Origin of the sequence: Leifsonia araucanica, assembly GCF_051161895.1 — a bacterium.
In the GTDB taxonomy this organism is placed as follows: Bacteria; Actinomycetota; Actinomycetes; order Actinomycetales; family Microbacteriaceae; genus Leifsonia.
In genome coordinates this window covers 2,868,771-2,895,151 of sequence record NZ_JBMBTW010000002.1, presented here as the reverse complement: position 1 = coordinate 2,895,151, position 26,381 = coordinate 2,868,771, and the positions used below count along the sequence as shown (strand labels likewise).

Genomic DNA, 26,381 nt, shown 5'->3' with positions numbered 1-26,381 from the left:
CCGATCGGGGTCCGGCCTCGTGTGTTTCGCTGCTGGTGACTACTTGGTCAGCGGCTCGAGGGTCGGGTCGTTGGCGTACGCCTTCGCCGCGTTCTCCTTGGTGACGACGACCGGGGTGAGCAGGTAGGCCGGGACGACCTTCACGCCGTTGTCGTACGACTTGTCGTCGTTCGTCTCAGGCTTCTTGCCCTGCTGCAGGTCGGAGACCATCGCGATGGCCTGCTTGACCAGCGCGCGGGTGTCCTTGTTGATGGTCGAGTACTGCACGCCGGCCATGATCGACTTGACCGACTCGGCCTCGGAGTCCTGACCGGTGACGATCGGGACCGGCTTGCCTGCGCCCTGCACCGAGGTGATGATGGCGCGGGCCAGGGTGTCGTTCGGCGAGAGGACGCCGTCGAGCTCGGTCGAACCGTAGTTCGCGGCGAGCAGCGTGTCCATGCGGGTCTGCGCGTTCGCCGGCAGCCAGCCCTGGGTCGAGGTCTGCTTGATGTCGGTCTGCTTGGAGACGACCGTCAGCGTTCCGTCGTCGATCTTCGGCTTGAGGATCTTCATGGCGCCGTCGAAGAACACCTTCGAGTTCGCGTCGTCCGGCGAACCGGAGAACAGCTCGATGTTGTACTTCGTCTTGTCCGGGTACTTGGCCTTCATGCCGTCGAGCAGGGCCTGGCCCTGGAGCTCGCCGACCTTCTCGTTGTCGTACGCGACGTAGTAGTCGACGTTCGGCGAGTTGAGGATGAGGCGGTCGTACGCGATGACGGTCGCGCCGGCGTCGTGCGCAGCCTTGGCCTGCGCGGCGAGCTGGCCACCGTCGACGGCGCCGATGATGACGACCTTGGCGCCGTTGGTGATCATCGACTGGATCTGCGACTGCTGGTCGGAGACGCCAGAGCCACCGGCGTACTGGACGTCGCCCTTGAAGCCGGCGTCCTTGAGCCCGTTGGTGAACAGGTCACCGGCGAGAACCCAGTTCTCCGACGTCTTAGTCGGGAGGGCGACGCCGATCGTGGCGCCCTTGTCGAAGCCGGCGGCTCCGGTGGAGTCGCCCGACGAGCCACGGCTCGAGCAGCCCGAGAGGGCCAGCGCGGCGGCAGCAGCGACAGCCACTGTCGCGAGTGCGATTTTGCGCATCTGTGTATTTCGCTTTCTCTTGTTGAGGTGGTGCAGGGATGGAACAGACGGGTAAGTCTTTGGGGAGTGGATCAGTTGGTCAGCGAGCGCGAGCTCGCTTCGGCGGAGTCGGCGTCCGGCACGACGGCCGGCTGGTCGGCTCCGGCGGCGTCCACGCTCTTCTCGCGACGCTGCGTGAGTCTGCCGATCAACGACGGACCCCCTCGGCGCTTCGAGTAGACGTCGATGCCGACGGCGATGAGGAGCACGAGACCCTTGATGATCTGCACCTTGTCGGAGGTGACGCCGAGCAGCTGCAGGCCGTTGTTGAGGACGGCGATGACGAGACCACCGACGATGGAGCCTGCGACGGTTCCGATACCACCGGAGACCGCTGCACCACCGATGAACACAGCGGCGATGGCGTCGAGCTCCCAGCCGAGGCCGTCCTGCGGTCCGGACGAGATCGAGCGGGCGACCGAGATCATGCCGGCCAGCGCTGCGAGCACCGACATGTTCATCATCACGAAGAAGTTGATCCGCTTGATCTTGACGCCGGACAGCTCGGCAGCGTGCCAGTTGCCGCCGACCGCGTAGATGTGACGGCCGAAGATCGTGCTGCGGGTCACGAACGAGTAGACGATCACCAGGATGCCCAGGATGATGCCGGAGACGGGGAAGCTTGTGCCGATGCGGCCACCGGCGAAGAGGAACGCGGCGTAGATGACGACGGCGTCGAGCACGAGCACCTTGAAGACGCTGACCCAGAGCGGCGCCTTCTCGGAGCCCATCTTGGTCTGGTTGCGGCGGGTGCGCCACTCCATCACGGCGATCACGATCGCGATGATGAGGCCGAGCAGCAGCGTCGAGTTGTTGTAGCCGAAGTCGGGTCCCCAGTCGGGCAGGAAGCCGCCGCCGATGAAGGTGAAGCCGTCGGGGACCGGGATGGTGTTCGCGTTTCCGATCAGCTGGTTGAGGCCACGGAAGATGAGCATGCCGGCCAGGGTCACGATGAACGCGGGAACGCCGACGTACGCGACCCACCAGCCCTGCCATGCGCCGATCGCGACACCGATCAGGAGGCCCAGAATGATCGCGAGCGGCCACGGGACGTGCCAGTCGGTCATCGACTTGGCGACCACGATGCCCACCACGGCGGCCACGGAACCGACCGACAGGTCGATGTGGCCGGCGATGATCACCATGACCATGCCGATCGCCAGGACGAGCACGTATGCGTTCTGGTTGACCAGGTTGATCAGGTTCACCGGCTCGAGCGTCTTACCGCCGGTCAGGATCTCGAACAGGATGATGATGACGACGAGGGCGCCGAGGATGCCGAACTGGCGTCCGGTCGACTGGCCGCTGCCGAACATCTTGCCGAGGTCGCGGATACCCCCGGACTTCTTCTTTTCGGGAATCTGTGTGGTCATTATCGGGCAACCCTCTTCTTGGCGGATGTCATGCTTTTCAGGAGCGTTTCTGGGGTGGCCTCCGCGATCGGAAGCTCATTGGTGATCTGGCCCTCGAAGATCGTGTAGATGCGGTCCGAGATGCCGAGCAGCTCCGGCAGTTCGGAGGAGATGACGATGACGCCCTTCCCCTGCGCTGCGAGCTGCTGGATGATGCCGTAGATCTCGAACTTGGCGCCGACGTCGATGCCGCGGGTGGGCTCGTCGAGGATGAGCAGGTCGGGGTCGGTGAACATCCACTTTGCCAGGACGACCTTCTGCTGGTTGCCGCCGGACAGCGTGCTGACGCCGCGTTCGACATCCGGGGTCTTGATGCGCAGGCTCTTGCGGTACTCCTCCGCGATCGCGAACTCCTGCTGGTCGTTGACCACGTTGAAGCGCGAGATCTTCTTGAGCTTGGCGGAGACGATCGACTCCTTGATGTCGTCGAGGAGGTTGAGGCCGAGCACCTTGCGGTCCTCGCTCACGTACGCCATCCCGTTGTCGATGGCGTCGCTGACGTTGCGGACCTGGATCTGCTGACCGTCCTTGTAGAGCTCACCGGAGATGAAGTTGCCGTACGAGCGGCCGAAGATGCTCATCGCGAGCTCGGTGCGCCCTGCGCCCATCAGCCCGGCGAAGCCGACGATCTCGCCGCGGCGGACGAAGAACGACGAGTCCTTGACCACCAGGCGCTCTGCGACCTGCGGGTGCTGCACGACCCAGTTCTTCACCTCGAAGAACTTCTCGCCGATGTTGGGCGTGTGCTCGGGGAAGCGGCTCTCGAGCGTGCGGCCGACCATCCCTCGGATGATGCGGTCCTCGTCGACGCCGTCCGCCTTCACGCTGAGGGTCTCGATGGTGCGGCCGTCGCGGATGATCGTGATCTCGTCGGCGACGCGCTCGATCTCGTTGAGCTTGTGGCTGATCATGATCGAGCTGATGCCCTTGCTCTTCAGCCCCAGGATGAGGTCGAGCAGGTGGGCGGACTCCGCCTCGTTGAGCGCGGCGGTCGGCTCGTCGAGGATGAGGAGCTTGACCGACTTGTTGAGGGCCTTGGCGATCTCGACCAGCTGCTGCTTGCCGACGCCGATGTTCTTGATCGGGGTGTCAGGGTCGTCGCTCAGGCCGACGCGCGCGAGCAGCTCGGTGGCGCGGGTCTTGGCTTCCTGCCAGTTGATGACGCCGCCGCGGCCGGGCTCGTTGCCGAGGAAGATGTTCTCGGTGATCGACAGCTCCGGGATGAGCGCCAGCTCCTGGTGGATGATGACGATGCCCTCGTGCTCGCTGGACCGGATGTCCTTGAAGCGCATCTCCTGGCCGTTGTAGACGATGTCCCCGGTGTACGTCCCATACGGGTACACGCCGGAGAGGACCTTCATCAGCGTGGACTTTCCTGCACCGTTCTCGCCGCAGATCGCGTGGATCTCATCGGCCTTGACGGTGAGGGAGACATCCTCGAGTGCCTTCACACCAGGGAACTCCTTGGTGATCGCGCGCATCTCCAGGATGACTGCGTTCGACGGCATCGTCGCTCCTTCGGGTTGTTGCTAACTGCGAACCATCTGCCTAAGTAGTAAACGCTAAGTTCGGGCTTGGCGTCAAACAGTGAACACAACAAGTAAATAACGGTCTGGATGTTTGCGGCGCGGTCTGCGTCGGTCGCGCGTCAGTCTCGCCCGGCGAGCGAGGCCTGGATCACCAGCGCGGCAGCCCCCAGCGACTCCGCCCTGTCGCCGAGAGACGACATCCGGACGGTGGTGGTCTCGCCGATCACCGGGATGGCGTTCTGCAGGATCCCGTGCCGGATGGGGTCGAGCAGCGCATCCCCGAGCCCGGCGAGCGGGCCGCCGATCAGCACCAGCTCCGGGTTGATCACGTTGGCGATGTTGGCGATGGCCTGGCCGATCGCCGAACCGGCGTCGCCGACGACGCGCAGGGTGGCCGGATCGCGCTGGAGGCCCTTGCGGAGGATGTCCTCGGTGGTCACCGGTGTCTCGGATCCGCGGCCGAGGGATTCGAGCATCACCGTGGTGGATGCGACCGTTTCGAGGCAGCCGCGGTTGCCGCAACGGCAGATCACGCCGTGCTCGGTGACCGGTGTGTGCCCGAGCTCTCCGGTGATCCCGAGGTAGCCGTAATACGGCTGGCCGTTGAGGATCAGCCCTGCACCGATGCCGGAGCCGATCTTCACGAAGATGAGGTTCCGCACGCCGCGGTTGGCGCCCCAGGCCACCTCGGCGAGCGCTCCGAGATTGGCGTCGTTGTCCACGACGACGGGGAAGCGGAAGGCGTTCTCGAGGTCGCGCAGGTTGACGCCGACCCACTCCGGCAGGATCGCGCCCTGCAGCACGGTGCCCGTCCTGCGGTCGATCGGGCCGGGGATGCCGACCCCGACGGACAGGACCGACTCGCGCTCCCAGCCGTTGGCGGCGAGCATCCTGTCGATGAGGTCGGAGGCGGCCTGCAGGCTCTCGTCCACGTCGTAGCCGAGCGGGAGGGCGATGGCCTCCTCGGCCAGCACCTCGTAGCCGAGCGTCGTGAGCACGATCCTGACGTGCCTGCGGCCGAAGTCGACGCCGACGGCGATGTCGCCGGTGTCGGTCAGCTGCACCAGCAGGGCGCGACGGCCGCCGCTGTTCACCGGGGAAGTGGCGACCACGCCTTTGGCCGCCATGTCCCTGACGATGTTCGAGACGGTGGCGGTCGACAGTCCCGTTCCGCGGGCAAGCTCCGCCTGGGTCGAAGGGCCGTTGGCGAGGAGGAACTCGAAGAGTCGCTCCTGGTTCAAGTGCCTCAGTGCGCCTTGCGACCCGGGGTTGCGTGCGCCACGTACGAGAGAGCCCGAAGTGGCGGTCATGCGACAAGGGTGCAGGAGAGGAGTGTTGTAGTCAAGTTGTGAACGTAACCCCACGGTTGGGGCACAACGTGACTTCAGGTTTCTCAGGGGGTGGGCGCGCCGGATGCCTCCCGTTGCGCTGCCAGGCTCCAGACCTCGCCGACGACCATCCCGGCCGGGCCATCGCCGGTGGTCACGAAGTGGTCGACGTACGGGCCGATGAACGCCTGCCACCGGGCGTTCGCCTCGTCGTTGTCGAGCGCATCCATCGCCGCGGCGAAGTCGTCGCAGTCGACCAGGTGGAAGAGGTCCCTGCCGCTGCGCCAGATGGTCCAGTCGTGGATTCCGACCCGCGCGAACGACGCGACCAGGTCGTCCGGGATCGTGGCGTGCGCCTCCTCGTAGCCGGATTCGTGGCCGTCGCGGACGACGGAGTGGAGGGCGACGCGCATAGTGTTCTCCGTGTTCTCCTGCAGTGTTGGAATACTATAGGAAATAGTAATAGGGTTCATGGACGAGCGAAAGGACCCTCGATGCCCACTCTGCCGACCCCGACGATGCGATTCCAGAGACTCGGCCAGCCAGGAGCGGAGATCCCCGTCGTGAGCGACGGGACCACCACCTGGGATCTGCGCCGGCTCACGGCCGACATCGACGGCGCCTTCCTCGACGCAGACGGCCTCGCGCGTGCGGCGGAAGCGGCCGGCGCGGGCGACCTTCCGACGGTCGACCCCACCGGGATGCGCGTCGGCGCGCCGATCGCCCGGCCGACGGCCGTCATCTGCATCGGGATGAACTACGCGGCGCACGCGCGCGAATCCGGCTCGGAGCCGCCCAGCGACATCGTCGTGTTCTACAAGCACCCCAACACGGTCGTCGGACCGGACGATGCCGTCATCATGCCGCCGGGATCGACCACCACCGACTGGGAGGTGGAGCTCGCCGCGGTGATCGGGAAGCGCGCCAGCTACCTCTCGTCGCCGGCCGAGGCGCTCGACCACGTGGCGGGCTTCACCGTCGCCAACGACGTGTCCGAGCGCGAGTACCAGCTGCAGCGCTCGCTCGGGCAGTGGAGCAAGGGCAAGAGCTTCGCGACGTTCAACCCGCTCGGTCCGTGGCTGGTGCCGACCGCATCCATCGGCGACGGCTCGGGACTCGGCATCTGGTCGACGGTCAACGGCGAGCAGCGCCAGAAGTCGACCACGAGCGACCTGATCTTCAGCGTGGCCGAGATCGTCTACCGGCTCAGCCAGTTCACGGTGCTGGAACCGGGCGACCTCATCAACACGGGGACCCCGGAAGGCGTCGGACTGTCCGGCCGCTTCCCGTACCTCGCGCCCGGCGACGTGGTCGAGCTGGGCATCGACGGACTCGGACAGCAGCGCACGACCGTGCGCGCGACCGACTGACGCAGGGAGAGACGACGGTGTCGCAGAACTTCGCAGGACTCGTGGCCGCGGTCACGGGAGGCGCATCCGGGCTCGGCAGGGCGATCGCCGACGAGCTCGCATCCCGGGGGGCGCGGGTGTTCTGCCTCGACCTCGACGCCGCGGCCGTCTCGGCGCCGCACACGGGCATCCGGTGCGACATCGGCGACGACGCCAGCGTGCGCGACGCGATGGCCGCCGTGGTGGCCGAGGCGGGGCGACTGGACGTGGTGGTCGCCAACGCGGGCATCGGAGCGCAGGGCGACGTGCTCGCCAACGACGACGACGAGTGGATGCGCGTGCTCAACGTGAACGTGATCGGCTCGGCCCGCACGATCCGCCACGCGCTGCCGCACCTGCAGCAGTCACCGTCCGCCGCCGTGGTGCTGACCAGCTCGATCGCGGCGTGGGCCGGGCTCCCCCAGCGCGTGCTGTACTCGGCGTCGAAAGGCGCGGTCTCTGCGATGACGCTCGCCATCGCCGCCGACTGCCTGCCGCTCGGCATCCGCGTCAACGCGGTCGCCCCCGGCACGGCCGACACCCCGTGGGTGGGCCGTCTGCTCGACGCAGCCACCGATCCGGATGCGGAGCGCGCAGCCCTCGCCGCCCGCCAGCCGAACGGCCGCCTCGTGCAGCCGCAGGAGGTCGCGGAGGCGGTCGCGTACCTCGCGTCGCCGACTTCGGCGTCGACGAACGGCGTCATCCTGGCGGTCGACGGCGGCATGTACTCCCTGCGCCCGCGGCGCTAGCGGCTGCGCCGCCCGGCCGCCCGGCCGCCCGGCCGCCCGAAGGCTAGACGGCGGCCGGGACGGCGAAGGTGTGGGCGGTGAGGGAGGCCTCGTGCATCTCCATCCCGATGCCGGGGGTGAGCGGGGCGCGGTAGCGGCCTCCCGTGACGTCGACCGGCGAGACGAAGTGCTCGTGCAGGTGCTTGGTGTACTCGATCATCCGGCCGTCCTGGCTGCCGGAGACCGCCACGAAGTCGAACATCGAGAAGTGCTGCACGGCCTCGCAGAGGCCGACGCCGCCCGCGTGTGGGCAGACCGGCACGCCGAACTTGGCGGCGAGCAGCAGGATCGCGATGTTCTCGTTGACGCCGGCGACGCGCGTGGAGTCGATCTGCACGATGGAGGCTGCTTGCGCCTGAAGGAGCTGCTTGAACAGCACCCTGCTCATCCCGTGCTCCCCCGTCGCGACCGGCACCGGGGCGATGGCGGCGGCGATGGCGGCGTGGGCGAGGATGTCGTCGGGGTTGGTCGGCTCCTCCACCCAGGCGAGGCCGAACGGTTCGAGGGCGTGGATCCACTCGATGGCCTGGTCGCGGTCCCAGCGCTGGTTGGCGTCGATGGCGATCCGGATGTCCTGGCCGACGGTCTCGCGCGCGATGCCGAGGCGCCGGATGTCGTCGTCCAGGTTGTCGCCCACCTTGAGCTTGATCTGCTCGAAGCCCTCGTCGACGGCCTCGCGCGCCAGCCGGCGCAGCTTGTCGTCGGAGTAGCCGAGCCAGCCGGGCGTGGTCGTGTACGCGGGATAGCCGACGGCGAGCAGGTCGGCCTCGCGCTCTGCGCGGCCGGGGAGCGCAACCCGGAGGATCTCGATGGCCTCGTCGCGGGTGAGCGCGTCGCTCAGGTAGCGGAAGTCGACCAGGTCGGCGATCTGCTCCGGCGTCATACGGGAGAGGAGCTGCCAGAGCGGGAGGCCGGCGCGCTTGGCCTTGATGTCCCAGAACGCGTTCACGACGGCGCCGATGGCCATGTGCATGACGCCCTTCTCCGGGCCGAGCCAGCGCAGCTGCGAGTCGTAGACGAACTCGCGCCAGAACCCGCCGAGGTCGTCGAGGATCGCCTCGACGTCCCGCCCGATCACCCGGTGGGCGACGGCGTCGATGGCCGCGACCTGCACGTCGTTTCCACGACCGATCGTGAACACGAACGCGTGGCCCTCGTGGCCGTCCGGGGCGTCGGTGGTGACCCGCAGGTAGGCGGCCGAGTAGTCCGGGTCCGAGTTCATCGCGTCGGAGCCGTCGAGCATGGCCGACGTCTCGAACCGGACGTCCAGTGTTTCGAATCCTGTGACGATGCTCACGCGCATCCCTTCCCATCCATCGCCGAGCACCATCGCGTCGACTGATAGACAACATCCTATTGGATATAGGTGGATATGCGCGAATTTGCCATCGCTGGATGTGGTGGCTTCGCGCGGAGAACGCGCGCGCAGGCCCGGCGTGTCCTCCGTTCGAGCGGAGTTTTCGGGCGCGACCGGCAGGAACTCCGCTTGGACGGAGATCCGGGATGGGGATGCGGGGCGCGGGTCAGCTGTGCTGGTCGGCGTCCGCCAGGCTGGCGGAGATGCGCGTGTACGACTTGGTGATGTGGTCGAGCATCGCCCTCTCGGCGGCCTCGGCGTCGCCGGCGCGCAGTGCTTCGAGGACGGCCTCGTGCTCGCCGGAGGTCTCCTCGACCACGCCGTGCTTGAAGTAGACGCGGTACTGGTGCATGTGCGACCTCAGCCGGGCGATGGCGTCGGAGAGCAGCGCGTTGCCGGAGTGCTCGGCGATGATGCGGTGGAAGGCCGCATCCTGGTCGGCGAAGTCGCGGTAGTCGCGGAACCGGTCGTCTCCGCTCTGTGCCGCCTCGCCGCTGGCGTGCATGGCGTCGCAGAGCTCTTCCAGTTCGGCGAGCGTCTCCGTGGTGAGCTCGCCCACCGCCTTGCGGGTGGCGTACGGCTCCATCAGGCGCCGCATCTCGAAGAGCTGACGCAGACCCTCGCTGTCGAGCAGCGGCGCGGCGGTGTACCCCTTGAGCGCCTGCTTGACCACCAGGCCCTCCGATTCGAGGCGCGCGAGGGCCTCGCGGACCGGGGTCGGCGAGACGTTGAGCTGGCGGGCGATGCCGTCGATGCTGGCCCGGCTGCCCGGCTCGATGATCTGGTCCATGAGCAGGCCGAGGACGGCGTCGTACACGTCGTCGGCGAGCGCCCTCCTCGCGGGGAGGAAGTGCGCGCCTGGTGCTGATTCGGTGCTCATGCAGACATCGTATGGCTTCGTCGGAGGGAAAGAGAGGATAGAGGATGCAGGATTCTCACGGCAGAAGTCCCGCCTCGGAGAGCTCCGCCCAGAGCGCGTCCGGCACGGAAACAGCGGCCAATCCGGCGTTCCTGGTGATCTGCGCTGCCGAGTCCGCGCCGAGCACGACCGTGGCGACGGCCGGGTGGCGCAGCGGGAACTGCACGGCCAGCTGCGGCACGGTCACGCCGTACGGAGCGGCGATGTCGGCGATGCGGGAGACGCGCGCGAGCAGCGCATCCGGGGCAGCGCCGTAGTCGTACGTCGCGCCCGCCACCGGACGGTCGGTGGCCAGGATGCCCGAGTTGAACACCGCGGCGACGGCCACGGACACCCCGCGCTCCGCGGCGGCGGGCAGCAGATCCTGCTCGGCCGACGGGTCGAGCAGCGTGTACCGGCCTGCGCACATCACGATGTCCAGGTCGGTCTCCCGCACGAACCTCGTCAGCATCGCCGACTGGTTCATGCCGGCGCCGTACGACCGGATGACGCCCTGGGCGCGCAGCTCGTCCAGCGCGGGGAACGCGCCGTCCAGCGCCTCCCGCTCGTGCTCATCCGGATCGTGCACGAACACCACGTCGATGCGGTCGAGGCCGAGCCTGGTCAGCGAGTCCTCGACGGACCGCAGCACGCCGTCGCGTGAATAGTCCAGCCGGCGGCGCAGGGTCGACGGCACCGCGAACAGGTTTCCGAGGTCGGTGTCCCCCTCGCGATAGCCCGGGTTGGGCTCCAGCACGCGACCGACCTTGGTCGACAGCACGAACGCATCCCTCGGGTACTCCTGCAGACCGGCGGCCAGCCGCTTCTCCGCGAGGCCGAGGCCGTAGTGCGGGGCCGTGTCGAAGTACCGGATGCCCGCCTCCCACGCCGCGGGCACGATGCCGGGCCACACGTCCTCGGCGAGCGGCCGGTAGAGGTTGCCGAGGGCCGCGACGCCGTAGCCGATCGGTCCGACGGTCAGGCCGCCCCGGCCGAAAGCACGGGATGCGGTGGCGGTGTTCACAGTCTCCATTCTGGTCAGCTCACCCTCAGATCGTCGATCGCGTCGAGGTCCCACTCGATGCCGAGGCCCGGCGTGGTCGGCGCGACGCCCGCGCCGTCGCTGACGGTCATCTCGCTGCGCGTCACGGCGCGCAGCTGCGGGATGTGCTCCAGGTAGAGCGCGTTCGGGATGGCGCAGCACAGCGAGACGTGCAGCTCCATCAGGAAGTGCGGGGCGACCGCGACGTTGAACGCCTCGGCGAGGTGCGCGACCTTCAGCCACGGCGTGACCCCGCCGACCCTGGCCACATCCACCTGCACGATCGACGCTGCGCCGGACTGCAGATACTCGCGGAAGTGCCCGACCGAGTAGATCGACTCCCCCACCGCCACCGGCAGGCTGGTCGCCTCCGCGAGCCTGCGGTGCCCTGCGACGTCTTCGGCGGGCAGCGGCTCCTCGAACCAGAAGATGTCGAGCTTCTCGAACAGGGCCGCGCGCCGGATGGCCTCGGCGGCCGTCATCGACTGGTTGGCGTCGACCATGATGTCCATGCCGGGGCCGACGGCATCCCGCACGGCGGCGAGGCGCTCGAAGTCCTCGTGCCCGCGCGGCTTGCCGACCTTGATCTTCACCCCGTGCATCCCGCGCGCCTTCGACTCGACGGCCTGCGCCACCAGCTCCTCCGTGCTGAAATGCAGCCAGCCGCCCTCGGTGTCGTACAACGGGATGCTCGGCCGCGCTCCACCCGCCGCCACCCACAGCGGCAGGCCGGCGGCGACGCAGCGCGCATCCCAGACGGCGGTGTCGACGGCGGCGAGCGCGAGCGATGTGATCGCGCCGACCGTGGTGGCGCGGGTGGACGAGAAGAGCGCGTGCCACACCGCCTCCGGACGGTTGGCGTCCATCCCGAGCAGAACGTCGAGCAGCCCGGACCGCAGCAGGCTGAGCACGGCGCCGCCTCCGGTGCCGATCGTATAGCTGTAGCCGATCCCCTCCACGCCGCCCGCTGTCCGGATGCGCACGAAGATCGTCTCCTGCTTCACGAACGACTGCACAGCGTCTGTGCGGACGGTCTCCACTTCGAGGTCGCTCAGCCAGGCCTCCGCGAAGACGATGGTGCCGTCCACGGCGATGCGGTCGATGGGCGGTGCGAAGGTCATCTGCTCTGCTTTCGGGGTGGGGTGGGTGCCGGAGGGGCCGGTGCGGGCGGAGCCGGTGCGCGCGACGACGGCCATCACCGGCCGCCGAAGCCGCCGAGCGCGACGCCCTTGATGAGCTGGCGCTGCAGCACGGCCACGATGATCAGCGACGGGATGATCGCCAGGGTGGATGCGGCCATCATCAGGCTCCACTGGGTGCCGTGCTCGCCGGTGAACATCGACAGGCCGAGGGGCACGGTCGCGAGCTCCTGGCTGTTGATGATGATCAGCGGCCACAGGTAGGAGTTGTAGTAGCCGACGAACGAGAACACGCCGAGCACGGACAGCGGTGCCGTGAGCTGCGGCAGCAGCACCGACCAGAGCGTGCGGAACCGGGAGGCGCCGTCGATCAGCGCGGCCTCCTCGAACTCGATCGGGATGGTCAGGAAGAACTGCCGGAGCAGGAACGTGCCGAACGCGGTGAACGCGAACGGGATGATCAGCGCCGCATACGTGTCGACCAGGCCCAGCTGGTTCATCATGATGAACAGCGGAACGACCAGCACCTCCTGCGGCAGCACGAGCGTGAGCACGTAGAGCAGGAACAAGCGGTCGCGGTACTTGAAGCGCAGCCGGGAGAACGCGTAGGCGGACAGCACAGCGACGATCACCGACAGCAGTGCGCCCATGATCGCCACGAAGAAGCCGTTGAAGATGAAGCGCCCGAACGGCACCAGGGTCCACGCATCCGCGAAGTTGGACCACTTCACCTCGGAGCCGATGAACGACGGCTTCGCCGAGAACACCTCGGACTCCGGCTTGAGGGCAGAGAAGAACATCCAGATGAACGGGAAGGTGAACACCAGCGCCACGACGGCCATCACCAGGGTGTTCAGCCAGGTCTTGGCGGCCGTGACCTTCTGGGCGCGGCGCAGGCGAGGCTTGCGGGTCAGCGTCTCACTTGACAGCGTCTCACTTGTCATAGTTCACCCACTTCTTCTGCCCGGCGAACTGCAGGGCGGTGATCAGCATCACGACGATGAACAGGATCCACGCCAGCGCCGACGCGTAGCCGAGCCTGTCGAAGACGAAACCGTTGCGGTACAGGTAGAGCACGAACGTGTTCGTCGACTCCCCCGGACCGCCCTGGGTCAGGATCTGCGGCTGCACGAACACCTGGAACGCGCCGATCATGGTCATCGTCATGGTGAAGAACAGCGACGGGGAGATCATCGGCAGGATGATCGACCGCAGCCGCTGCCAGGCGCTCGTGCCGTCCATCCTGGACGCCTCGAGGATCTCCTTCGGGATGCTGCCGAGACCGGCGGAGAGCACGATCACGTTGTAGCCGAACGACTGCCAGACCGACATCGCGATCACCGAGAACAGGGCGAACGACGCATCCGACAGCCAGCTGGGGCCCTGGATGCCGATGGATGCGAGAGCCGAGTTCACGAGGCCGTTGTCGCTCAGCAGTAACCGCCACACCAGGGCGTTCGCCACCATCGGCGTGATGGCGGGGAGGAAGAAGATCACGCGCCAGAAGCCGGAGAACTTGATCCTCGTGTTCAGCCACAGCGAGACGGCCAGTGCGAGCACCAGGTTGAGCGCTGTGTAGACGAACGCGAAGATCACCGTGTTGATCAGGACCGTGTAGAACGTGGGGTCGGAGAACAGCTTCTGGTAGTTGGCGAACCCGACGAACGTCGGCGAACCGAACAGCGGCCACTCGAACAGGCTGATCACCAGCGAGCCGAGCAGCGGCACCAGGATGAAGAACGTGAACCCCGCGAGGCCGGGCCACAGGTATGCGAGGGCGACGAGGCCGTCGCCCTTCCGCTTCCTGGTGCCCCGCGGCGGGGTGGGGTGGGGCACGCCGAACGGGCGCGTCTCCGTCGATTCGGGCGCGGCGGACGCCGCCGTCTCCTTCGAGACGACGGCGCCCGAGATCAGCGGGGAAGCCATGCGGCTACTGCCCCACCGAGTTCTGGATCGTGTTCATCACGTCCTTGGCCGTCTTGTCACCGCGGTACCCTTCGACGCCGTACTGGGTGAACAGGGTCTCCACCTGGTTCCAGGTGGGGGTGGTGAGCTGCGCGGTGGCGTTGCCGAGCAGCGCCTGCACGGCGGCAGCGGCCTCCGGCGTCTTGCCCTCCGCCCAGGCGGACTGTGCGTCAGCCCTGGACGGGACGATGCCGCGCTTCTCCGCCTGGCCCTTGAGCACGCTCGTGTCCGTCATCGCCTGGATGGCCTTGAACGCGCCATCCGGGTCCTTGCAGTTCTTCGCGATGCCGAAGCCGGAGCCGGCCGTCATGCCGTGCGCGTCGCCCGAGGTGCTCGGCACGATGGTCACGCCCATCTGGAACTTGGCCGCCGAGGCGAAGGTGCCGTACATCCACGGTCCCTCGATCAGCATGTCGGTCGAGCCGCCGGTGAACGCGGCCTGCGCCACATCGGAGCCGTCCGCCGCGTTCGGCGCCGCCGCGATGCCCTCCTTGCTGACCAGGTCGAAGTACGACTGCACCTGGTCGACCAGCTTGGAGTTGGTCAGGTCGAGCTTCCCGCCCTTCACAGCCTCTGCGCCGTCGGCGATGGCCCAGGCGTTCGGGATGAAGAAGCCAGGCTCGATCGCGAGCGCCTTGTGGTCGCCCGTGGTGAGCTTCTTCGCATCGGACAGGAACTGCTCGCGCGAGTACGTCGTGCTCGGCAGCTCCAGGCCGGCCTTCTTGAACGCATCCACGTTGTAGTAGAGGACGATCGGCTCTGCGTCGTACGGGATGGCGCGGATCGTGCCGTCGACCGTCATGCCCTTGAGCATGGACGCGTCGAACGCCGAGGTGTCGAGCTTGTACTTCTTGATCAGGTCGTCGAGCGGCATGAGCAGCCCGCCGAGCTCCTGGGCCCGCGCGGCCTGCGTGGTGAGCAGGCAGGGCGGGTTGGAGCCGCTGAGGCGGGTCTTGACCTTCGTCCAGTAGTCGTTGAAGCTCGGGCCGTCGATGGTCACATCGAGCTTCGGGTCGACCTTCTTGCCGAGGTCGATGAAGCCTTCCCACTGGTCGCGGTCGCTCTGACTGCTGACCCAGGTGTACATCGAGATGGGTCCGCCGGAGGCGTTGCCCCCGCCTCCGGCCGCACATCCTGCGAGCGCCGTGAGGGCTCCTGCCAATACGATTGCGGTTCCGATACGTCCCGCCGCGCGCGTGGTTCGTGGTGTCACTTGCTGTGCCTCCTCCATTGGATTCATCAAATGTGATCGCCTACTGAGCCTGCTGTTCCGCGGTCTCGCTCCGAGGGGCGGATCCGCGATCCTATAGGGTCTTTGATATAGGTTATGGGGAGCATAAGCTGCTGCGCCCCGGCCGGTCAAGTAGTCGACCCGGTCTGTGCCGGTCAGGCGAAGTCGATCGCGATCACGTCCACGACGGCACCGGATGCGGCGGGCGCGGGGATCAGCAGCTCACCCAGCGGCTCGGCATCCCGCGACGCCTGCTCGTGTACCTCGTAGTTGACCTCGTACGGCAGCTGCTCGCCCGTCGCCAGCAACCGGATGCCCGTGACCCGGCCCACCGGGATGCCCCGCACGATCACCTGCTCGATCGGCCGCATCACCAGGTGCAGGTAGATCGTCCCGGGCCGGGCGGTGGACGGGCCGTAGTAGTCGACGCCGACGGTGGGCGAGACGCCGACGACGCTCTCGGCGTGCGCATCCATCCACTGGCCGATCTCGTCCAGCGTCTGCACCTGCGACTCGTTGAGGCTGCCGTCGCCCTTGGGGCCGATGTTGAGCAGCAGGTTGCCTCCGCGGCTCGCCACCTCGATCAGTGTGGTCACGAGCGAGGTGGTGGACTTGCTCTTGGTGTCTCCCGGCCGCCACGCCCACATCTGGCCGATGGTCAGGCACAGCTCCCACGGACCGGTCGGCGCCGTGACAGGGAAGCCCTGCTCCGGCGTCTTGTAGTCGCCCTGGCCGAGCAGGCGGTCGTTGATGACCACATCCGGTTGCAGCGATTTGATGAGGGCGCGCAGCCCCGCGCTGTCCCATTCCTGCTCCGAGCGCTCCCACTCTCCGTCGAACCAGAGCAGGTCGATGGTGCCGTAGCCGGTGAGCAGTTCGGTGAGCTGCCCGCGCAGGTAGTCCTGGTAGCGCGCCCAGGCCTCCGGCGTCGGCCGGCGGTGCTTGTCCTCCGCGACAGGGGTGCCGGCGTTGGCCGGGTCTCCCGCGGCGGGCCAGTGCTCGAGCGGGTACGGGCGGTCGCTGTCCTGGAAGGCCGGGTAGTCTGCGTGGTTCCAGTCGGGGAGGCTGTAGTAGATGCCCACCCGGATGCCCTCGGCGCGGATCGCCTCGACGAACTCGCGGGTGATGTCGCGACCGAACGGCGAGTGCTCGATGCCGAAGTCGGAGTGCGCGGTGTGGAACATCGAGTATCCGGCGTGGTGGCGGGCGGTGAACACGACGTAGCGGGCGCCGGCGCGCTTGGCCAGGCGGGCGAGGGCGACCGCATCCCAGTCGACCGGGTTGAAGGTGGGCGCCGTCGACTGGTACTGCTCGACGCTGACGGTGTCCTCGACCGCGTCGGAGCCGGGGATGATGGACCGGCCGACCAGCGGCCAGGAGATCTCGATGCCCTGCTGGCTGGCGTGGTCCCAGTGCACGAACAGGCCGAATCCTGCGCCGATGAACCACTCCCCGCCTGGCAGCTGGAAGTCGGCGGGACGCACGAACGAGTCGGGTAGAGCGGTGAGGGTCGAATCCACGGGGAGAACTCTCCTTTGAGTAGGGATGCTATTGCCTATAGGATATGGACTTGGGATGCGTCCCACAATCCATTCAACGAAGAAGGAGAATCTCAGCGTGGCCATGTTCACTGACGACCCCGTCCGCCCCGAGAACTACCAGCGGTTCCAGCACGAACTCCCGTCCTGGTTCAGCGACGCCAAGCTCGGCATCTTCGTTCACTGGGGCCCATACTCCGTTCCGGCCTGGGCAGAGCCGATCGGCGAACTCGGCACCATCGAGAAGCAGTACTGGTTCGCCCACAATCCTTACGCAGAGTGGTACTTCAACACGATCCGCATCGAGGGCAGCCCGGCTGCCCAGCACCAGAAGGACGCGTTCGGCGGCGCTCCGTACGACGACTTCCTCGACGCCTGGAACCCCGACGAGTTCGACCCGGAGGCGTTCATCGCCCTCGTCAAGAGCACGGGAGCAGGCTACTTCGTCCCCACCACCAAGCACCACGACGGCGTCACCCTGTGGGATGCTCCCGGCACCGACGGCCGCAACACGGTCGCCCGCGGCCCGAAGCGCGACCTGATCGGCGCGTTCGAGAAGGCCACCAGGGATGCGGGCCTCCGCTTCGGCGTCTACTACTCCGGCGGGCTCGACTGGCACTTCTCGCAGCTGCCGCCGATCACCGACGAAGGCCAGGAGTTCGGCCGCCCCGTCGACGCCGCATACGCCGAGTACGCGTACAAGCACGTTGAAGACCTGATCGAGCGGTACTCCCCCGACGTGCTGTGGGGTGACATCGAGTGGCCGGACGCCGGCAAGCCCTCCGGGCCGTTCTCGATGGAGAACCTGTTCGAGAAGTTCTACGCCACCACCCCGGACGGCGTCGCGAACGACCGCTGGGGCACCACCCACTGGGACTTCCGCACCAGCGAATACCAGCAGGGACTCAGCGTGGAGGGCGACGGCGGCTGGGAGAACTGCCGCGGCATCGGGTACTCGTTCGGCCACAACACGCTCGAAGACGAGACCCACCTGCTGAGCGGCCCGGATGCGGTGAAGACGTTCGTCGACATCGTCTCGCGCGGCGGCAACCTGCTCCTCAACGTCGGCCTCACCGCCCGGGGGACGGTCCCGGACCTGCAGCGACGCACCCTGGAGCACCTGGCAGCGTGGAACGCCGTCAACGGGGATGCGGTGTTCGGCTCGACCACCCTGGACACGTCGATCGCGGCGGCGGGCTCCGACCCGTGGGTGCGCTGGACGCGCAGCGGCGACATCGCGAACGCGTTCGTCGACGCATCCGGCGCTGTCACCATCGGCGGGGTCTCGCCCGCGGTCGACGCGGCCTCCGCCCGCCTCGCCGACGGAACCCCCGTCGCCGTGACGCGCGACGGCGACACGCTCGCGGTGACCCTGCCGGACGCATCCATCGCCGGCCCGACGCTCATCCGCTTCGACCTGGCGGCCTGAGCATGACCGTCGACGCCCACCTGCACCTCTGGGATCTCGAGAGGGTCGCGTACCCGTGGCTCACCGACGCGCTGGCGCCGATCAACCGCACGTTCGCGTTCGCCGAGGTCGAGCCCCAGCTGCGTGCAGAGGGCGTCGACGGCGCCGTGCTCGTGCAGGCGGCGAACTCGGTGGAGGACTCCGAGGCGATGTTCGCCGTCGCCGCATCCTCGCCGTTGGTCGCGGGCGTCGTCGCCTGGGTCGACCTGCTCGACCCTGCCGCGACCGCCGCCCAGCTAGAGACGTGGTCGGCGCATCCCGGGTTCGTGGGGGTGCGCCACCTCATCCACGACGAGCCGGACGCCGACTGGCTGGCACGGGATGCGGTCCGCCGCTCCCTCGCCGTCGTCGCCGCCCACGGCATCGCCTTCGACGTGATCGGCGTACTTCCGCGCCACCTGGAGCTCGCCGTCTCGCTCGCGGAGGAGCAGCCGGAACTGCGCATCGTCATCGACCACCTCGGCACCCCTCCGGCCGGCTCGGCGAGTTCGGCGGCAGAGAGGGAGCCGTGGGCGTCCCTGATGACCGCGCTGGCCGCGCACCCCAACGTCTCCACCAAGCTCTCCGGCCTCACCACCATCGGGGACGACCTCCAGCCGTACGCCGACCACGCACTCGGCGCGTTCGGCGCATCCCGGGTGCTGTTCGGCGGCGACTGGCCGGTCTCCACCCTGGCCGGAACGTATGCGGAGACCACCGCGGTCGCCTGCGCACTCACCGCGGGGCTGAGCGAGCAGGAGCGCTCCGACGTGTTCGGCGGGGCCGCACGCCGGGCGTACCGCCTGGGCTGACCGCCTGGCCGGGCCGGGCCTGAGAGAATTGCCTCATGCCCATCCTGAACAAGGACATGCAGGTCTGCATGTCGCTCGCAGCCCGGCCGAGCAACATCGGAACCCGGTTCCACAACTATCTCTACGACGAGCTCGGCCTGAACTTCATCTACAAGGCGTTCACCACCACCGACCTCGAGGGCGCCGTGCGCGGCATCCGGGCGCTCGGCATCCGGGGCTGCTCGGTGTCGATGCCGTTCAAGGAGGCCATCATCCCGCTGGTCGACGTGATGGAGCCGTCCGCCCTCGCGATCGAGTCGGTGAACACCGTGGTCAACGACGACGGTGTGCTGACCGCGTCCAACACCGACTACGAGGCCGTCGCCGCTCTGCTCGCCGAGCACGAGGTCGACCCGGCGCAGCGCGTGCTGCTGCGCGGCTCCGGCGGCATGGCGAAGGCGGTCGTCGCGGCGTTCCGCGGCGCCGGCTTCGACGACCTGACCATCGTCGCCCGCAACGAGGTGGCGGGCTCCTCGCTCGCCGAGAAGTACGACTACGCCTGGGTGGCCACCGACCCGGAGCCCGGCTTCGACGTGATCGTCAACGTCACCCCGCTCGGGATGCGCGGAGAGAGCGAGAACGTGACCGCATTCAGCGACGACCACATCGCCGCGGCCTCCACGGTGTTCGACGTGGTGGCGTTCCCGTCGGAGACGCCGCTGATCGTGGCCGGACGCGCATCCGGTGCGAAGGTCATCACCGGCGCCGAGGTGATCGCACTGCAGGCCGCGCGCCAGTTCGAGCGGTACACGGGCGTCACCCTCACGGCCGACCAGGTGGCCAGGGCGTCGGAGTTCTCCCGCGCTGAATAGCCGACGTCGCCCCGCGGAGCCGACCGGAGTAACGTGAGCCGCACGTCGACCGAAGGGAAGCGCTCATGGGCATCGGCAGTGGCATCTTCTTGGTGGTGGTCGGCGCCATCCTCGCGTTCGCGCTGAACGTGCAGGTGTCGTGGATCGACGTGCAGCTCGTCGGCTACATCCTGATGGGCGCCGGTGTGGTGGTGTTCATCCTGTCCCTCATCTTCATGCTGCGCAGACGGCAGACCACGACCATCCGGCGCGGTGGCGTCGACCCGGCGACGGGCGAGCGCATCCAGGAGCAGCGCACGCGCTCCGACGACTTCTGAGCCGCCATTTCCTTTCTCGCAGCGCGGGATTAGGGTGCAGGCATGCGCCTCCGACCCCGCATCGCCGCCCCCGTCCTGCTCGCAGCACTCGCGGCGCCGTTGATACTGGGGTCGTCGGCGTCGGCCGCGACCACCACCTCCTGGGCCGGCTGGGCGCCCCTCACCGGCACCGCGAACGACTACACGACCTCGGTCACCGTCGCGAGCAACCCTCCCCTCGTCGCGGATGTGACCAGTGACTCGCGCGCCGGTTCGGTGGGCGTCATCTCCGGCGCATCCACCTGGCTGGCCGCCTCCACCCCGGTCGGCGCGAAGTACGGGTCGAGCCAGGGCAAGCCGTATCTGAACCTCCGCGCCCGCGCTGACAACGCCACCTCGCCGTCCACCACCACGTACACGTTCCGCACGCCCACCCCGACGTCCGGATGGACGTTCGTGCTCGGAGACATCGACGCCGACAAGGTGCAGATCCACGCGGTAGGTCCGGATGGGGTCCCCCTCACCGCCGCGCAGCTCGGCTACCGCAGCAGCTTCAACTACTGCGTCCCCGGCGTCTGCACCCCCACGCAGACGCCCGCAGACGTCCCGCTCTGGAACGCGACGACCGCGACCCTCAGCGGTGACCCCGTCGTCAACCCACGCTCGCTCGACACGGCGGGGGCGTCGGCGTGGTTCGAGCCCAACGCGCCCATCGCCTCCCTCACCTTCACGTACACGCGGGTGACAGGGCTGCCCGTCTTCCAGACCTGGTTCGCCTCCATCGCGCGCGACATCGGCGGGACGGTCACCGACGCGAACACCGGCCCCCTGGACGGCGTGGCGGTGACGCTCACGGACGCGACGGGCGCCGTCGTCGGCACCGCGACCACCAGCGGAGGCGGCCACTACGCGTTCCCCGGGTTCCTCGCCACCAGCGGATACACGGTGTCGATCGCGCCGCCGCTCGGGAAGATCGCGGTGACGGCATCCCGTGCGCCCGCGGACCTGTCGACGACGGATGCGGTGGTCGACTTCGCCGTGCGCGACATCGTCCCCGTCGCGGTCAGCGGCACCGTCCTGGATGCGGCGGGCCAGCCCATCGCCGGCGCCACCGTGACCATCGGCGCGGCCACGGCGACCACCGGGCCGGACGGCAGCTACCTGTTCGACACCATCCCGGTCGGGCAGCACCAGGCGGTGCTCACGGTCCCTGCGGGGTATGCGCTCACCACCGCGCCGCCGCCGTTCACGATCCCCGTCGGCTCGCAGACGCCCGTCACCGATCAGGACTTCGTCGTCACGGCGAACCCGACCCTGAGCGGCACGGTCAGCGCATCCGGTGCGGGAGGTGCCGGCGTGGGTGGTGTGACGGTGACCGCGGACGGACCGGGCGGACCGGTCAGCACGGTGACGGCCGCGGACGGGAGCTACCGCTTCCCGCGCATCCCGGCCGGGGCGTACACGGTGACGGTCACCCCGCCGGACGGCCTGGTGGTCGACGGAGCGGGGAGCCTGCCGGTGACGGTGAGCACCGCGGACGTGACAGGCATCGACTTCGCGCTCAGCAAGACGGGCGACATCGGAGGCACCGTGCTGGACGCCGACGGCGCACCGATCCCCGGAGCGACCATCACCATCGACGGGCCGACGAGCAGCACGGTGACCACGGATGCGAGCGGCGCGTTCGGCGCGACGGATCTGCTGCCGGGCGACTACACGATCACGCTCGACCTCCCGGACGGCTACACGAGCACGGGCCCGCTCACGGCCGACGTGACCATCACGGCGGACGGGGAGACGTTCGGTGCGGTGAACTTCACACTGGATGCGGTGGTCGCGCCGCCCACGCCGCCCGTCACGACGCCGCCCGTCACCCCGCCGACCTCGTCATCGCCCGACCCCGGCACGACCGCCGGCACCGGCTCGGCCGACCTCGCAGCGACGGGATCGACGGTCGACCCCGCACCCCTGCTCCTGGCCGGGGGCGGGTTGCTGCTCGCCGGCGCGGCCGTCGTGGCCGTGGGACTGACGCGCCGCCGCCGGACGTAGACTCGAAGCGTGTCCGATGACCTGCTCGCCCTGGAGAACCAGGTCTGCTTCGGCCTGGCGGTCGCCGCTCGCAGCGTGATCGCGCTGTACCGTCCCGTGCTCGAACCGCTGTCGCTGACGCATCCGCAGTACCTGGTGATGCTCGCGCTGTGGGAGCGGGACCCGCGGTCTGTGAAAGAACTGAGCGAGGCCATCCAGCTGGAACCCGCGACGCTGTCGCCGCTGCTGAAGCGGCTCGAAGCCACCGGCTACGTGGAGCGCAAGCGCAGCACGACCGACGAGCGAACGCTCGAGGTGACACTCACCGAGACCGGCAGGGCGTTGCGGTCGGAGGCGGAGAAGATCCCGGGGCAGATCGTGGCGAAGCTGGGCCTGCCGGTCAGCGAGCTGGAGCACTTGCGCGAGGGGCTGCACGCGATCATCGCGGCGGCGCTGCGCACGGCGTAGCGCGAGGCGCGTCGGCGCCAGCCGCGTCCGTGCCGGCCGAATTACGGGCAGACGAGCCGCGTGGCGTCGCGCTGGCCTTCTGGCCGGAGCACGGTGTGCTCGGTCATCGGTCGGCCGCAGATGGGGCAGGGCGACGCGGCGGAGCGGTGATCTGGACCTTCCGGGTGACCTGCGCCGAGCTGCGCTGGGCCGGCGACGCTGATCAACTTCTCGTTCATCCGCGTGTACCAGCGCATGAAGCTTCCGGACATGATCTCCTCAATTCGTTAGTGCACTAACTAGTGTACGCCCGATTGACCTTGACCCGCGGGTCAGGGTTTACGCTGTGGGCGGAGGAACGCGGAGGAACACCATGCAGATCAGCGAACTCGCCGAACGCGCCGGGGTCACGGTGAAAGCCGTGCGCTACTACGAGAGCCTGGGCCTCGTGCTCCCCGACCGCCTGCCCAACGGCTACCGCGACTACACCGACGACCAGCTGCGGGCCGTCGCCGAGATCCGCGAACTCGCCGACTCCGGCATCTCCCCCAGCAAGGCGTCGCCGTTCATCGACTGCCTCGGCACCGGACACGCGTACAGCGACGAGTGCCCGGCGTCCGTCGACGCATACCGGGACAGCATCGCCGACCTCGACAGGACCATCGCCGCCCTCACCCGCCGCCGCGAGACCCTCGCGCACCGGCTCGACGCGAGCGCCTCCCGGGGCTCAGCCCAGGACTGACCCGGCCGAGCGGAAGGCACGCGTCAGGCGTGCCGCCCCTGCACCATCTCCCGGATGCGCTCGATCGCGACCTTCGGGCGGCGGTCGTCCGTCACCAGGCCGTTGGTCTCCTGGCCGGTGTCTGCAAGCTGGGTGTAGCAGAACCCGGCGAGCACCGAACTGGCCAGCGTCGCCTCCAGCAGGGCGCCGACGCGCTCGGCGAAGTCCTCCGGGCTGGAGGCGGCCGAGTATCCCCACGCGCCGTCCACCTCGTGCGCGCGATCCACGAACGAGACGCCGCCGAACTCGGTCAGCATCACCGGCGCCTGCCGGTCGCGTTCGCCGCGCACGAGCATCCGGCGCCCGGCCGGTCCGAGTCCGTCGAACAGCGCGTCGACCGCCTCCGGCGTTCCATAGCGCGCGGCGACGACCTCTCCGGACGCCTCGTAGTCGTGCACGGAGAGGATGTCGGAGTCGACGTGCTCCCAGCCGTCGTTCGAGATGACGGGACGGGTTGGGTCGAGCGCCTTGGTCAGCGAGACGAGCGCCGCGGCGTAGTCGCGCATCCGGCCGTCGTGGGCGAGGTGCTGCACCCCCCAGCTCTCGTTGGTCGGCACCCAGGTGACGATGGAGGGATGCGAATAGTCGCGGTCGACGATGTCCGCCCACTCCTTGGTGGTGCGGGTGATCGCGGTCGGCGTGAACTCGTATGCCGCGGGAGACTCGCCCCAGATCAGCAGGCCGAGCGAGTCTGCGAAGAACAGGAAGCGCGGGTCCTCGTACTTCTGGTGCAGCCGCGCTGCGTTGAAGCCGAGGTCTTTGATGAGCTGCGCCTCCGCGCGCAGGCCGTCGACCGACGGTGCGGCGAGGTGCGACTCCGGCCAGTAGCCCTGGTTCAGCACAGAGCGCACGTAGTACGGCCGGTCGTTCAGCAGGAACCGCCCGCCGGCGACCGCCGCCGAACGCAGCCCGAGGTAGGAGCGGACGGTGTCTGCGCCGACGGTGACCACCGCATCCACCAGTCGCGGGTGCTCGGGCGACCAGAGCAGCTCCTCGTACGCCTGCCCGTTGCGCTGCTGCGGCAGCGGCACCGTCGCCTCGATGGTGCGCCCGACCGCCGGCACCGTCACCGAGCCGAGCGCTCGCCCGTCGTGGCTCAGAGAGATGGCCAGCGTCTCCCCGTCGCGGGCCGGACGGTTCAGCCGGATGCGCGCCGCCACCGTTCCCGAGATCAGGTCGGGGGTCCAGTGGATGCGCTCGATCGCCACCGCCGGCACCGCTTCGAGCCACACCGGCTGCCAGATGCCCGTGGTGCGGTGGTACCAGATCGAGTGCGGCTCGCGGTGCCAGTCCTGCTTGCCCCTCGGCTGGGAGAGGTCGGCGGGGTCGTCCTCCGCGCGCACGACGATCGACACGTCCGCTCCACCGGATGCGCCACCCGCCGCGAGCAGGTCGGTCACGTCGAACGAGAACGGCGACCCCCCGCCCTCGTGCTCGCCAGCGAACCGGCCGCCGACCCACACGCGGGCACGGTAGTCCACCGCTCCGAAGTTGAGGACCACGCGCGGTGCGTCGTCGCTCGCGCCGATGGTCTCGAGCTCGGCGGCGCCGATGGTGCGCCGGTACCAGACCACCGGGTGGAAGCCGGTGTCGCCGATGCCGGATGCGGGTGACTCCGGCGGGAACGGCACGACGATGGAGCGGCCGAAGCGTGCAGCCTCTGCATCCGAGTACCAGCCCTGCGCCTCGCCGGCGTCTGCGTCGTCGTACGCGAACGCCCACGTGCCGCCCAGGTCGCACCAGTGCTCCCGCACGAGCTGGGGGCGCGGGTATGTTCCATCGAGCGTGCGTGCGGCTGGAAAAGTCATGGTCACTATGGTGCACCAGAAATGCAGCGCTGTAAAACGACATTGCGAACACGGCGAGCCGAGCGGGCGGAGCGGGCGACTCAGAGCGTCGGCGCGCTCTCCCTGGTGACCAGCCGATACCCGACCAGCTCGTGCCTGCCCATCGAGGTCAGCCCGTCGATCCGCTCGCAGAGCATCGTGATGGCCCGCGTCGCGAGCGCCGTGAGGTCGGGCGCGATGGTGGTGATGCTCGGGAAGGTGACCGAGGTCATCAGCGTGTTGTCCCATCCGGAGATGGCGACGTCGTCCGGAACCCGGAGGCCGCGCTCCTGCAGGGCGCGCAGTGCGCCGATGGCGGCGAGGTCGTCGCGGCACATGATCGCGTCGAACCGCAGGCCCGCATCCAGTGCGGCGCCGATCGCCGATGCGCCGTCCACCGGTGAGATCGCGTTGCTCGGGATGAGCAGCCCGGGGTCCGGCGTCACCCCGGCGCCCTCGAGCGCGGCCTGGTACCCGGCGATGCGGAGCTCAGAGGTGCGCGAGATGCGCTCCGGCTCGTGACCGGCGAACGCGATGCGGCGGCGGCCGAGCGCGAGCAGGTGCGTCGTGGCCTCGCGGGCGGCGGCGACGTTGTCGATCATCACCCGGTCGATGCTGAGCGGAGCAGCCCCCTCGCCCAGGATCACCATGGGGAGGGAGCTCCTGGTCTGCGCCAGCTCGGATGAACTCATCACGCTGGGCTGGAAGATGATCCCGTCGACCATGCCGGCCTCGATCCCGGAGACGGCGGCGCGCTCCCCCTCGATGGTCGAGTCGGTCTGTTCGAGCAGCACGCGGTATCCCTGCTCCTCCGCCACGTCGGACACACGGCGGGCCAGCTCGGCGAAGTACGGCAGGGTGACATCCGCGAACGCCAGCGCGATCAGGCCCGTGCGCCCGGTGGCCAGCCTGCGGCCGAGCAGGTTGGGCCGGTAGCCGAGCTCGTCGATCGCCTTCTGCACGCGTTCGCGCATCCGGTCGCTGACGTGCGGGTAGTCGTGGACCACGTTGGAGACGGTCTTCATCGACACCCCGGCCAACTCCGCGACATCCTGCAAGCGCACACCGGCCACAGCGTCTCCTTCCGTCGTGAGAACTCTACTTTGCG

General features: G+C 68.6%; 25 protein-coding genes. 9 read left to right on the top strand and 16 right to left on the bottom strand.

The window, feature by feature from the left end:
* Positions 1–39 precede the first annotated feature (39 nt).
* The 5 genes from ACN6M5_RS14020 to ACN6M5_RS14000 all read right to left on the bottom strand — a co-directional run bounded on the left by ACN6M5_RS14020 (position 40) and on the right by ACN6M5_RS14000 (position 5,852).
* Positions 40–1,131: a substrate-binding domain-containing protein gene (locus tag ACN6M5_RS14020; protein WP_085367515.1), complete on the bottom strand. Its 1,092-nt coding sequence runs from the start codon at positions 1,129–1,131 to the stop codon at positions 40–42.
* A gap of 71 nt (positions 1,132–1,202) precedes the next feature.
* Positions 1,203–2,543, bottom strand: coding sequence for a multiple monosaccharide ABC transporter permease (gene mmsB, locus ACN6M5_RS14015; RefSeq protein WP_168688279.1), 1,341 nt, complete (start codon positions 2,541–2,543; stop codon positions 1,203–1,205).
* Positions 2,543–4,090, bottom strand: a complete 1,548-nt coding sequence (gene mmsA, locus ACN6M5_RS14010) for a multiple monosaccharide ABC transporter ATP-binding protein (RefSeq protein WP_085367513.1) — start codon at positions 4,088–4,090, stop codon at positions 2,543–2,545. Before mmsA ends, mmsB begins: the two co-directional genes overlap by 1 nt.
* A 140-nt stretch (positions 4,091–4,230) precedes the next feature.
* Positions 4,231–5,421 (bottom strand): ROK family transcriptional regulator, encoded by a 1,191-nt coding sequence (locus ACN6M5_RS14005; protein WP_434950711.1) that lies wholly within the window; start codon positions 5,419–5,421, stop codon positions 4,231–4,233.
* A gap of 83 nt (positions 5,422–5,504) precedes the next feature.
* Positions 5,505–5,852 (bottom strand): L-rhamnose mutarotase, encoded by a 348-nt coding sequence (locus ACN6M5_RS14000; RefSeq protein WP_434950709.1) that lies wholly within the window; start codon positions 5,850–5,852, stop codon positions 5,505–5,507.
* A gap of 105 nt (positions 5,853–5,957) precedes the next feature.
* Between ACN6M5_RS14000 and ACN6M5_RS13995 the strand changes: the two genes are divergently transcribed.
* Both ACN6M5_RS13995 and ACN6M5_RS13990 read left to right on the top strand, forming a co-directional pair.
* Complete coding sequence (locus ACN6M5_RS13995) at positions 5,958–6,809, top strand: fumarylacetoacetate hydrolase family protein (protein WP_434952405.1); 852 nt, start codon at positions 5,958–5,960, stop codon at positions 6,807–6,809.
* A gap of 17 nt (positions 6,810–6,826) precedes the next feature.
* Positions 6,827–7,576, top strand: coding sequence for an SDR family NAD(P)-dependent oxidoreductase (locus ACN6M5_RS13990; protein WP_434950707.1), 750 nt, complete (start codon positions 6,827–6,829; stop codon positions 7,574–7,576).
* 43 nt (positions 7,577–7,619) lie between these two features.
* Here the strand turns inward: ACN6M5_RS13990 and ACN6M5_RS13985 are convergent, their stop codons facing one another.
* From ACN6M5_RS13985 to ACN6M5_RS13950, 8 genes are all read right to left on the bottom strand, one after another.
* A complete protein-coding gene (locus ACN6M5_RS13985) occupies positions 7,620–8,912 on the bottom strand; it encodes an enolase C-terminal domain-like protein (protein WP_434950705.1) in 1,293 nt (430 codons plus the stop codon).
* Positions 8,913–9,138: 226 nt separating this feature from the next.
* A complete protein-coding gene (locus ACN6M5_RS13980) occupies positions 9,139–9,852 on the bottom strand; it encodes a GntR family transcriptional regulator (RefSeq protein WP_434950703.1) in 714 nt (237 codons plus the stop codon).
* Positions 9,853–9,907: 55 nt separating this feature from the next.
* On the bottom strand, positions 9,908–10,903 hold the full coding sequence (locus tag ACN6M5_RS13975; protein ID WP_434950701.1) for an aldo/keto reductase: 996 nt from the start codon (positions 10,901–10,903) through the stop codon (positions 9,908–9,910).
* Between the two features lie 5 nt (positions 10,904–10,908).
* Positions 10,909–12,108: a mandelate racemase/muconate lactonizing enzyme family protein gene (locus tag ACN6M5_RS13970; RefSeq protein WP_434950699.1), complete on the bottom strand. Its 1,200-nt coding sequence runs from the start codon at positions 12,106–12,108 to the stop codon at positions 10,909–10,911.
* Positions 12,108–12,995 carry a carbohydrate ABC transporter permease gene (locus ACN6M5_RS13965; protein ID WP_434950697.1) on the bottom strand — a complete coding sequence of 296 codons (888 nt, stop codon included), beginning with the start codon at positions 12,993–12,995 and terminating at the stop codon, positions 12,108–12,110. Before ACN6M5_RS13965 ends, ACN6M5_RS13970 begins: the two co-directional genes overlap by 1 nt.
* Complete coding sequence (locus ACN6M5_RS13960; protein ID WP_434950695.1) at positions 12,985–13,977, bottom strand: carbohydrate ABC transporter permease; 993 nt, start codon at positions 13,975–13,977, stop codon at positions 12,985–12,987. Before ACN6M5_RS13960 ends, ACN6M5_RS13965 begins: the two co-directional genes overlap by 11 nt.
* A 4-nt stretch (positions 13,978–13,981) precedes the next feature.
* Positions 13,982–15,178, bottom strand: a complete 1,197-nt coding sequence (locus ACN6M5_RS13955) for an ABC transporter substrate-binding protein (protein WP_434950693.1) — start codon at positions 15,176–15,178, stop codon at positions 13,982–13,984.
* Positions 15,179–15,402: 224 nt separating this feature from the next.
* Positions 15,403–16,767 (bottom strand): alpha-L-fucosidase, encoded by a 1,365-nt coding sequence (locus ACN6M5_RS13950; protein ID WP_434950691.1) that lies wholly within the window; start codon positions 16,765–16,767, stop codon positions 15,403–15,405.
* A 103-nt stretch (positions 16,768–16,870) separates the two neighbouring features.
* Between ACN6M5_RS13950 and ACN6M5_RS13945 the strand changes: the two genes are divergently transcribed.
* The 6 genes from ACN6M5_RS13945 to ACN6M5_RS13920 all read left to right on the top strand — a co-directional run bounded on the left by ACN6M5_RS13945 (position 16,871) and on the right by ACN6M5_RS13920 (position 22,687).
* Positions 16,871–18,214 carry an alpha-L-fucosidase gene (locus tag ACN6M5_RS13945; protein WP_434952403.1) on the top strand — a complete coding sequence of 448 codons (1,344 nt, stop codon included), beginning with the start codon at positions 16,871–16,873 and terminating at the stop codon, positions 18,212–18,214.
* 2 nt (positions 18,215–18,216) lie between these two features.
* Positions 18,217–19,044 carry an amidohydrolase family protein gene (locus ACN6M5_RS13940; RefSeq protein ID WP_434950689.1) on the top strand — a complete coding sequence of 276 codons (828 nt, stop codon included), beginning with the start codon at positions 18,217–18,219 and terminating at the stop codon, positions 19,042–19,044.
* Positions 19,045–19,079: 35 nt separating this feature from the next.
* Complete coding sequence (locus tag ACN6M5_RS13935; protein WP_434950687.1) at positions 19,080–19,895, top strand: shikimate 5-dehydrogenase; 816 nt, start codon at positions 19,080–19,082, stop codon at positions 19,893–19,895.
* Between the two features lie 65 nt (positions 19,896–19,960).
* Positions 19,961–20,212, top strand: a complete 252-nt coding sequence (locus tag ACN6M5_RS13930; RefSeq protein WP_085367500.1) for a DUF6458 family protein — start codon at positions 19,961–19,963, stop codon at positions 20,210–20,212.
* A 42-nt stretch (positions 20,213–20,254) separates the two neighbouring features.
* Entirely contained in the window at positions 20,255–22,240 is a 1,986-nt protein-coding gene (locus ACN6M5_RS13925) for an MSCRAMM family protein (RefSeq protein ID WP_434950684.1), read from the top strand.
* Positions 22,241–22,249: 9 nt separating this feature from the next.
* Positions 22,250–22,687 carry a MarR family winged helix-turn-helix transcriptional regulator gene (locus ACN6M5_RS13920; protein ID WP_168688270.1) on the top strand — a complete coding sequence of 146 codons (438 nt, stop codon included), beginning with the start codon at positions 22,250–22,252 and terminating at the stop codon, positions 22,685–22,687.
* A 41-nt stretch (positions 22,688–22,728) separates the two neighbouring features.
* Here the strand turns inward: ACN6M5_RS13920 and ACN6M5_RS13915 are convergent, their stop codons facing one another.
* Positions 22,729–22,938: a hypothetical protein gene (locus tag ACN6M5_RS13915; protein WP_055897053.1), complete on the bottom strand. Its 210-nt coding sequence runs from the start codon at positions 22,936–22,938 to the stop codon at positions 22,729–22,731.
* A 101-nt stretch (positions 22,939–23,039) separates the two neighbouring features.
* Between ACN6M5_RS13915 and ACN6M5_RS13910 the strand changes: the two genes are divergently transcribed.
* Positions 23,040–23,408, top strand: a complete 369-nt coding sequence (locus ACN6M5_RS13910) for a MerR family transcriptional regulator (RefSeq protein ID WP_085367498.1) — start codon at positions 23,040–23,042, stop codon at positions 23,406–23,408.
* Positions 23,409–23,431: 23 nt separating this feature from the next.
* Here ACN6M5_RS13910 and ACN6M5_RS13905 read toward each other — a convergent pair whose 3' ends face one another.
* On the bottom strand, positions 23,432–25,255 hold the full coding sequence (locus ACN6M5_RS13905) for a glycoside hydrolase family 2 protein (protein WP_434950681.1): 1,824 nt from the start codon (positions 25,253–25,255) through the stop codon (positions 23,432–23,434).
* A gap of 80 nt (positions 25,256–25,335) precedes the next feature.
* Positions 25,336–26,346, bottom strand: a complete 1,011-nt coding sequence (locus ACN6M5_RS13900; protein ID WP_434950679.1) for a LacI family DNA-binding transcriptional regulator — start codon at positions 26,344–26,346, stop codon at positions 25,336–25,338.
* Positions 26,347–26,381: the final 35 nt, after the last annotated feature.

Bases quoted from the DNA above. Each gene is read 5' to 3' on its own strand.
- ACN6M5_RS13945 (WP_434952403.1), top strand. From the start codon at position 16,871: ATGTTCACTGACGACCCCGTCCGCCCCGAGAACTACCAGCGGTTCCAG.
- mmsA (WP_085367513.1), bottom strand. From the start codon at position 4,090: ATGCCGTCGAACGCAGTCATCCTGGAGATGCGCGCGATCACCAAGGAG.
- ACN6M5_RS14000 (WP_434950709.1), bottom strand. From the start codon at position 5,852: ATGCGCGTCGCCCTCCACTCCGTCGTCCGCGACGGCCACGAATCCGGC.
- ACN6M5_RS13965 (WP_434950697.1), bottom strand. From the start codon at position 12,995: ATGACAAGTGAGACGCTGTCAAGTGAGACGCTGACCCGCAAGCCTCGC.
- ACN6M5_RS13925 (WP_434950684.1), top strand. From the start codon at position 20,255: ATGCGCCTCCGACCCCGCATCGCCGCCCCCGTCCTGCTCGCAGCACTC.
- ACN6M5_RS13930 (WP_085367500.1), top strand. From the start codon at position 19,961: ATGGGCATCGGCAGTGGCATCTTCTTGGTGGTGGTCGGCGCCATCCTC.
- ACN6M5_RS13915 (WP_055897053.1), bottom strand. From the start codon at position 22,938: ATGTCCGGAAGCTTCATGCGCTGGTACACGCGGATGAACGAGAAGTTG.
- ACN6M5_RS13935 (WP_434950687.1), top strand. From the start codon at position 19,080: ATGCCCATCCTGAACAAGGACATGCAGGTCTGCATGTCGCTCGCAGCC.
- ACN6M5_RS14020 (WP_085367515.1), bottom strand. From the start codon at position 1,131: ATGCGCAAAATCGCACTCGCGACAGTGGCTGTCGCTGCTGCCGCCGCG.
- ACN6M5_RS13995 (WP_434952405.1), top strand. From the start codon at position 5,958: ATGCGATTCCAGAGACTCGGCCAGCCAGGAGCGGAGATCCCCGTCGTG.
- ACN6M5_RS13975 (WP_434950701.1), bottom strand. From the start codon at position 10,903: ATGGAGACTGTGAACACCGCCACCGCATCCCGTGCTTTCGGCCGGGGC.
- ACN6M5_RS13910 (WP_085367498.1), top strand. From the start codon at position 23,040: ATGCAGATCAGCGAACTCGCCGAACGCGCCGGGGTCACGGTGAAAGCC.
- ACN6M5_RS13940 (WP_434950689.1), top strand. From the start codon at position 18,217: ATGACCGTCGACGCCCACCTGCACCTCTGGGATCTCGAGAGGGTCGCG.
- ACN6M5_RS13960 (WP_434950695.1), bottom strand. From the start codon at position 13,977: ATGGCTTCCCCGCTGATCTCGGGCGCCGTCGTCTCGAAGGAGACGGCG.
- ACN6M5_RS13970 (WP_434950699.1), bottom strand. From the start codon at position 12,108: ATGGCCGTCGTCGCGCGCACCGGCTCCGCCCGCACCGGCCCCTCCGGC.
- ACN6M5_RS13980 (WP_434950703.1), bottom strand. From the start codon at position 9,852: ATGAGCACCGAATCAGCACCAGGCGCGCACTTCCTCCCCGCGAGGAGG.
- ACN6M5_RS13905 (WP_434950681.1), bottom strand. From the start codon at position 25,255: ATGACTTTTCCAGCCGCACGCACGCTCGATGGAACATACCCGCGCCCC.
- ACN6M5_RS14005 (WP_434950711.1), bottom strand. From the start codon at position 5,421: ATGACCGCCACTTCGGGCTCTCTCGTACGTGGCGCACGCAACCCCGGG.
- mmsB (WP_168688279.1), bottom strand. From the start codon at position 2,543: ATGACCACACAGATTCCCGAAAAGAAGAAGTCCGGGGGTATCCGCGAC.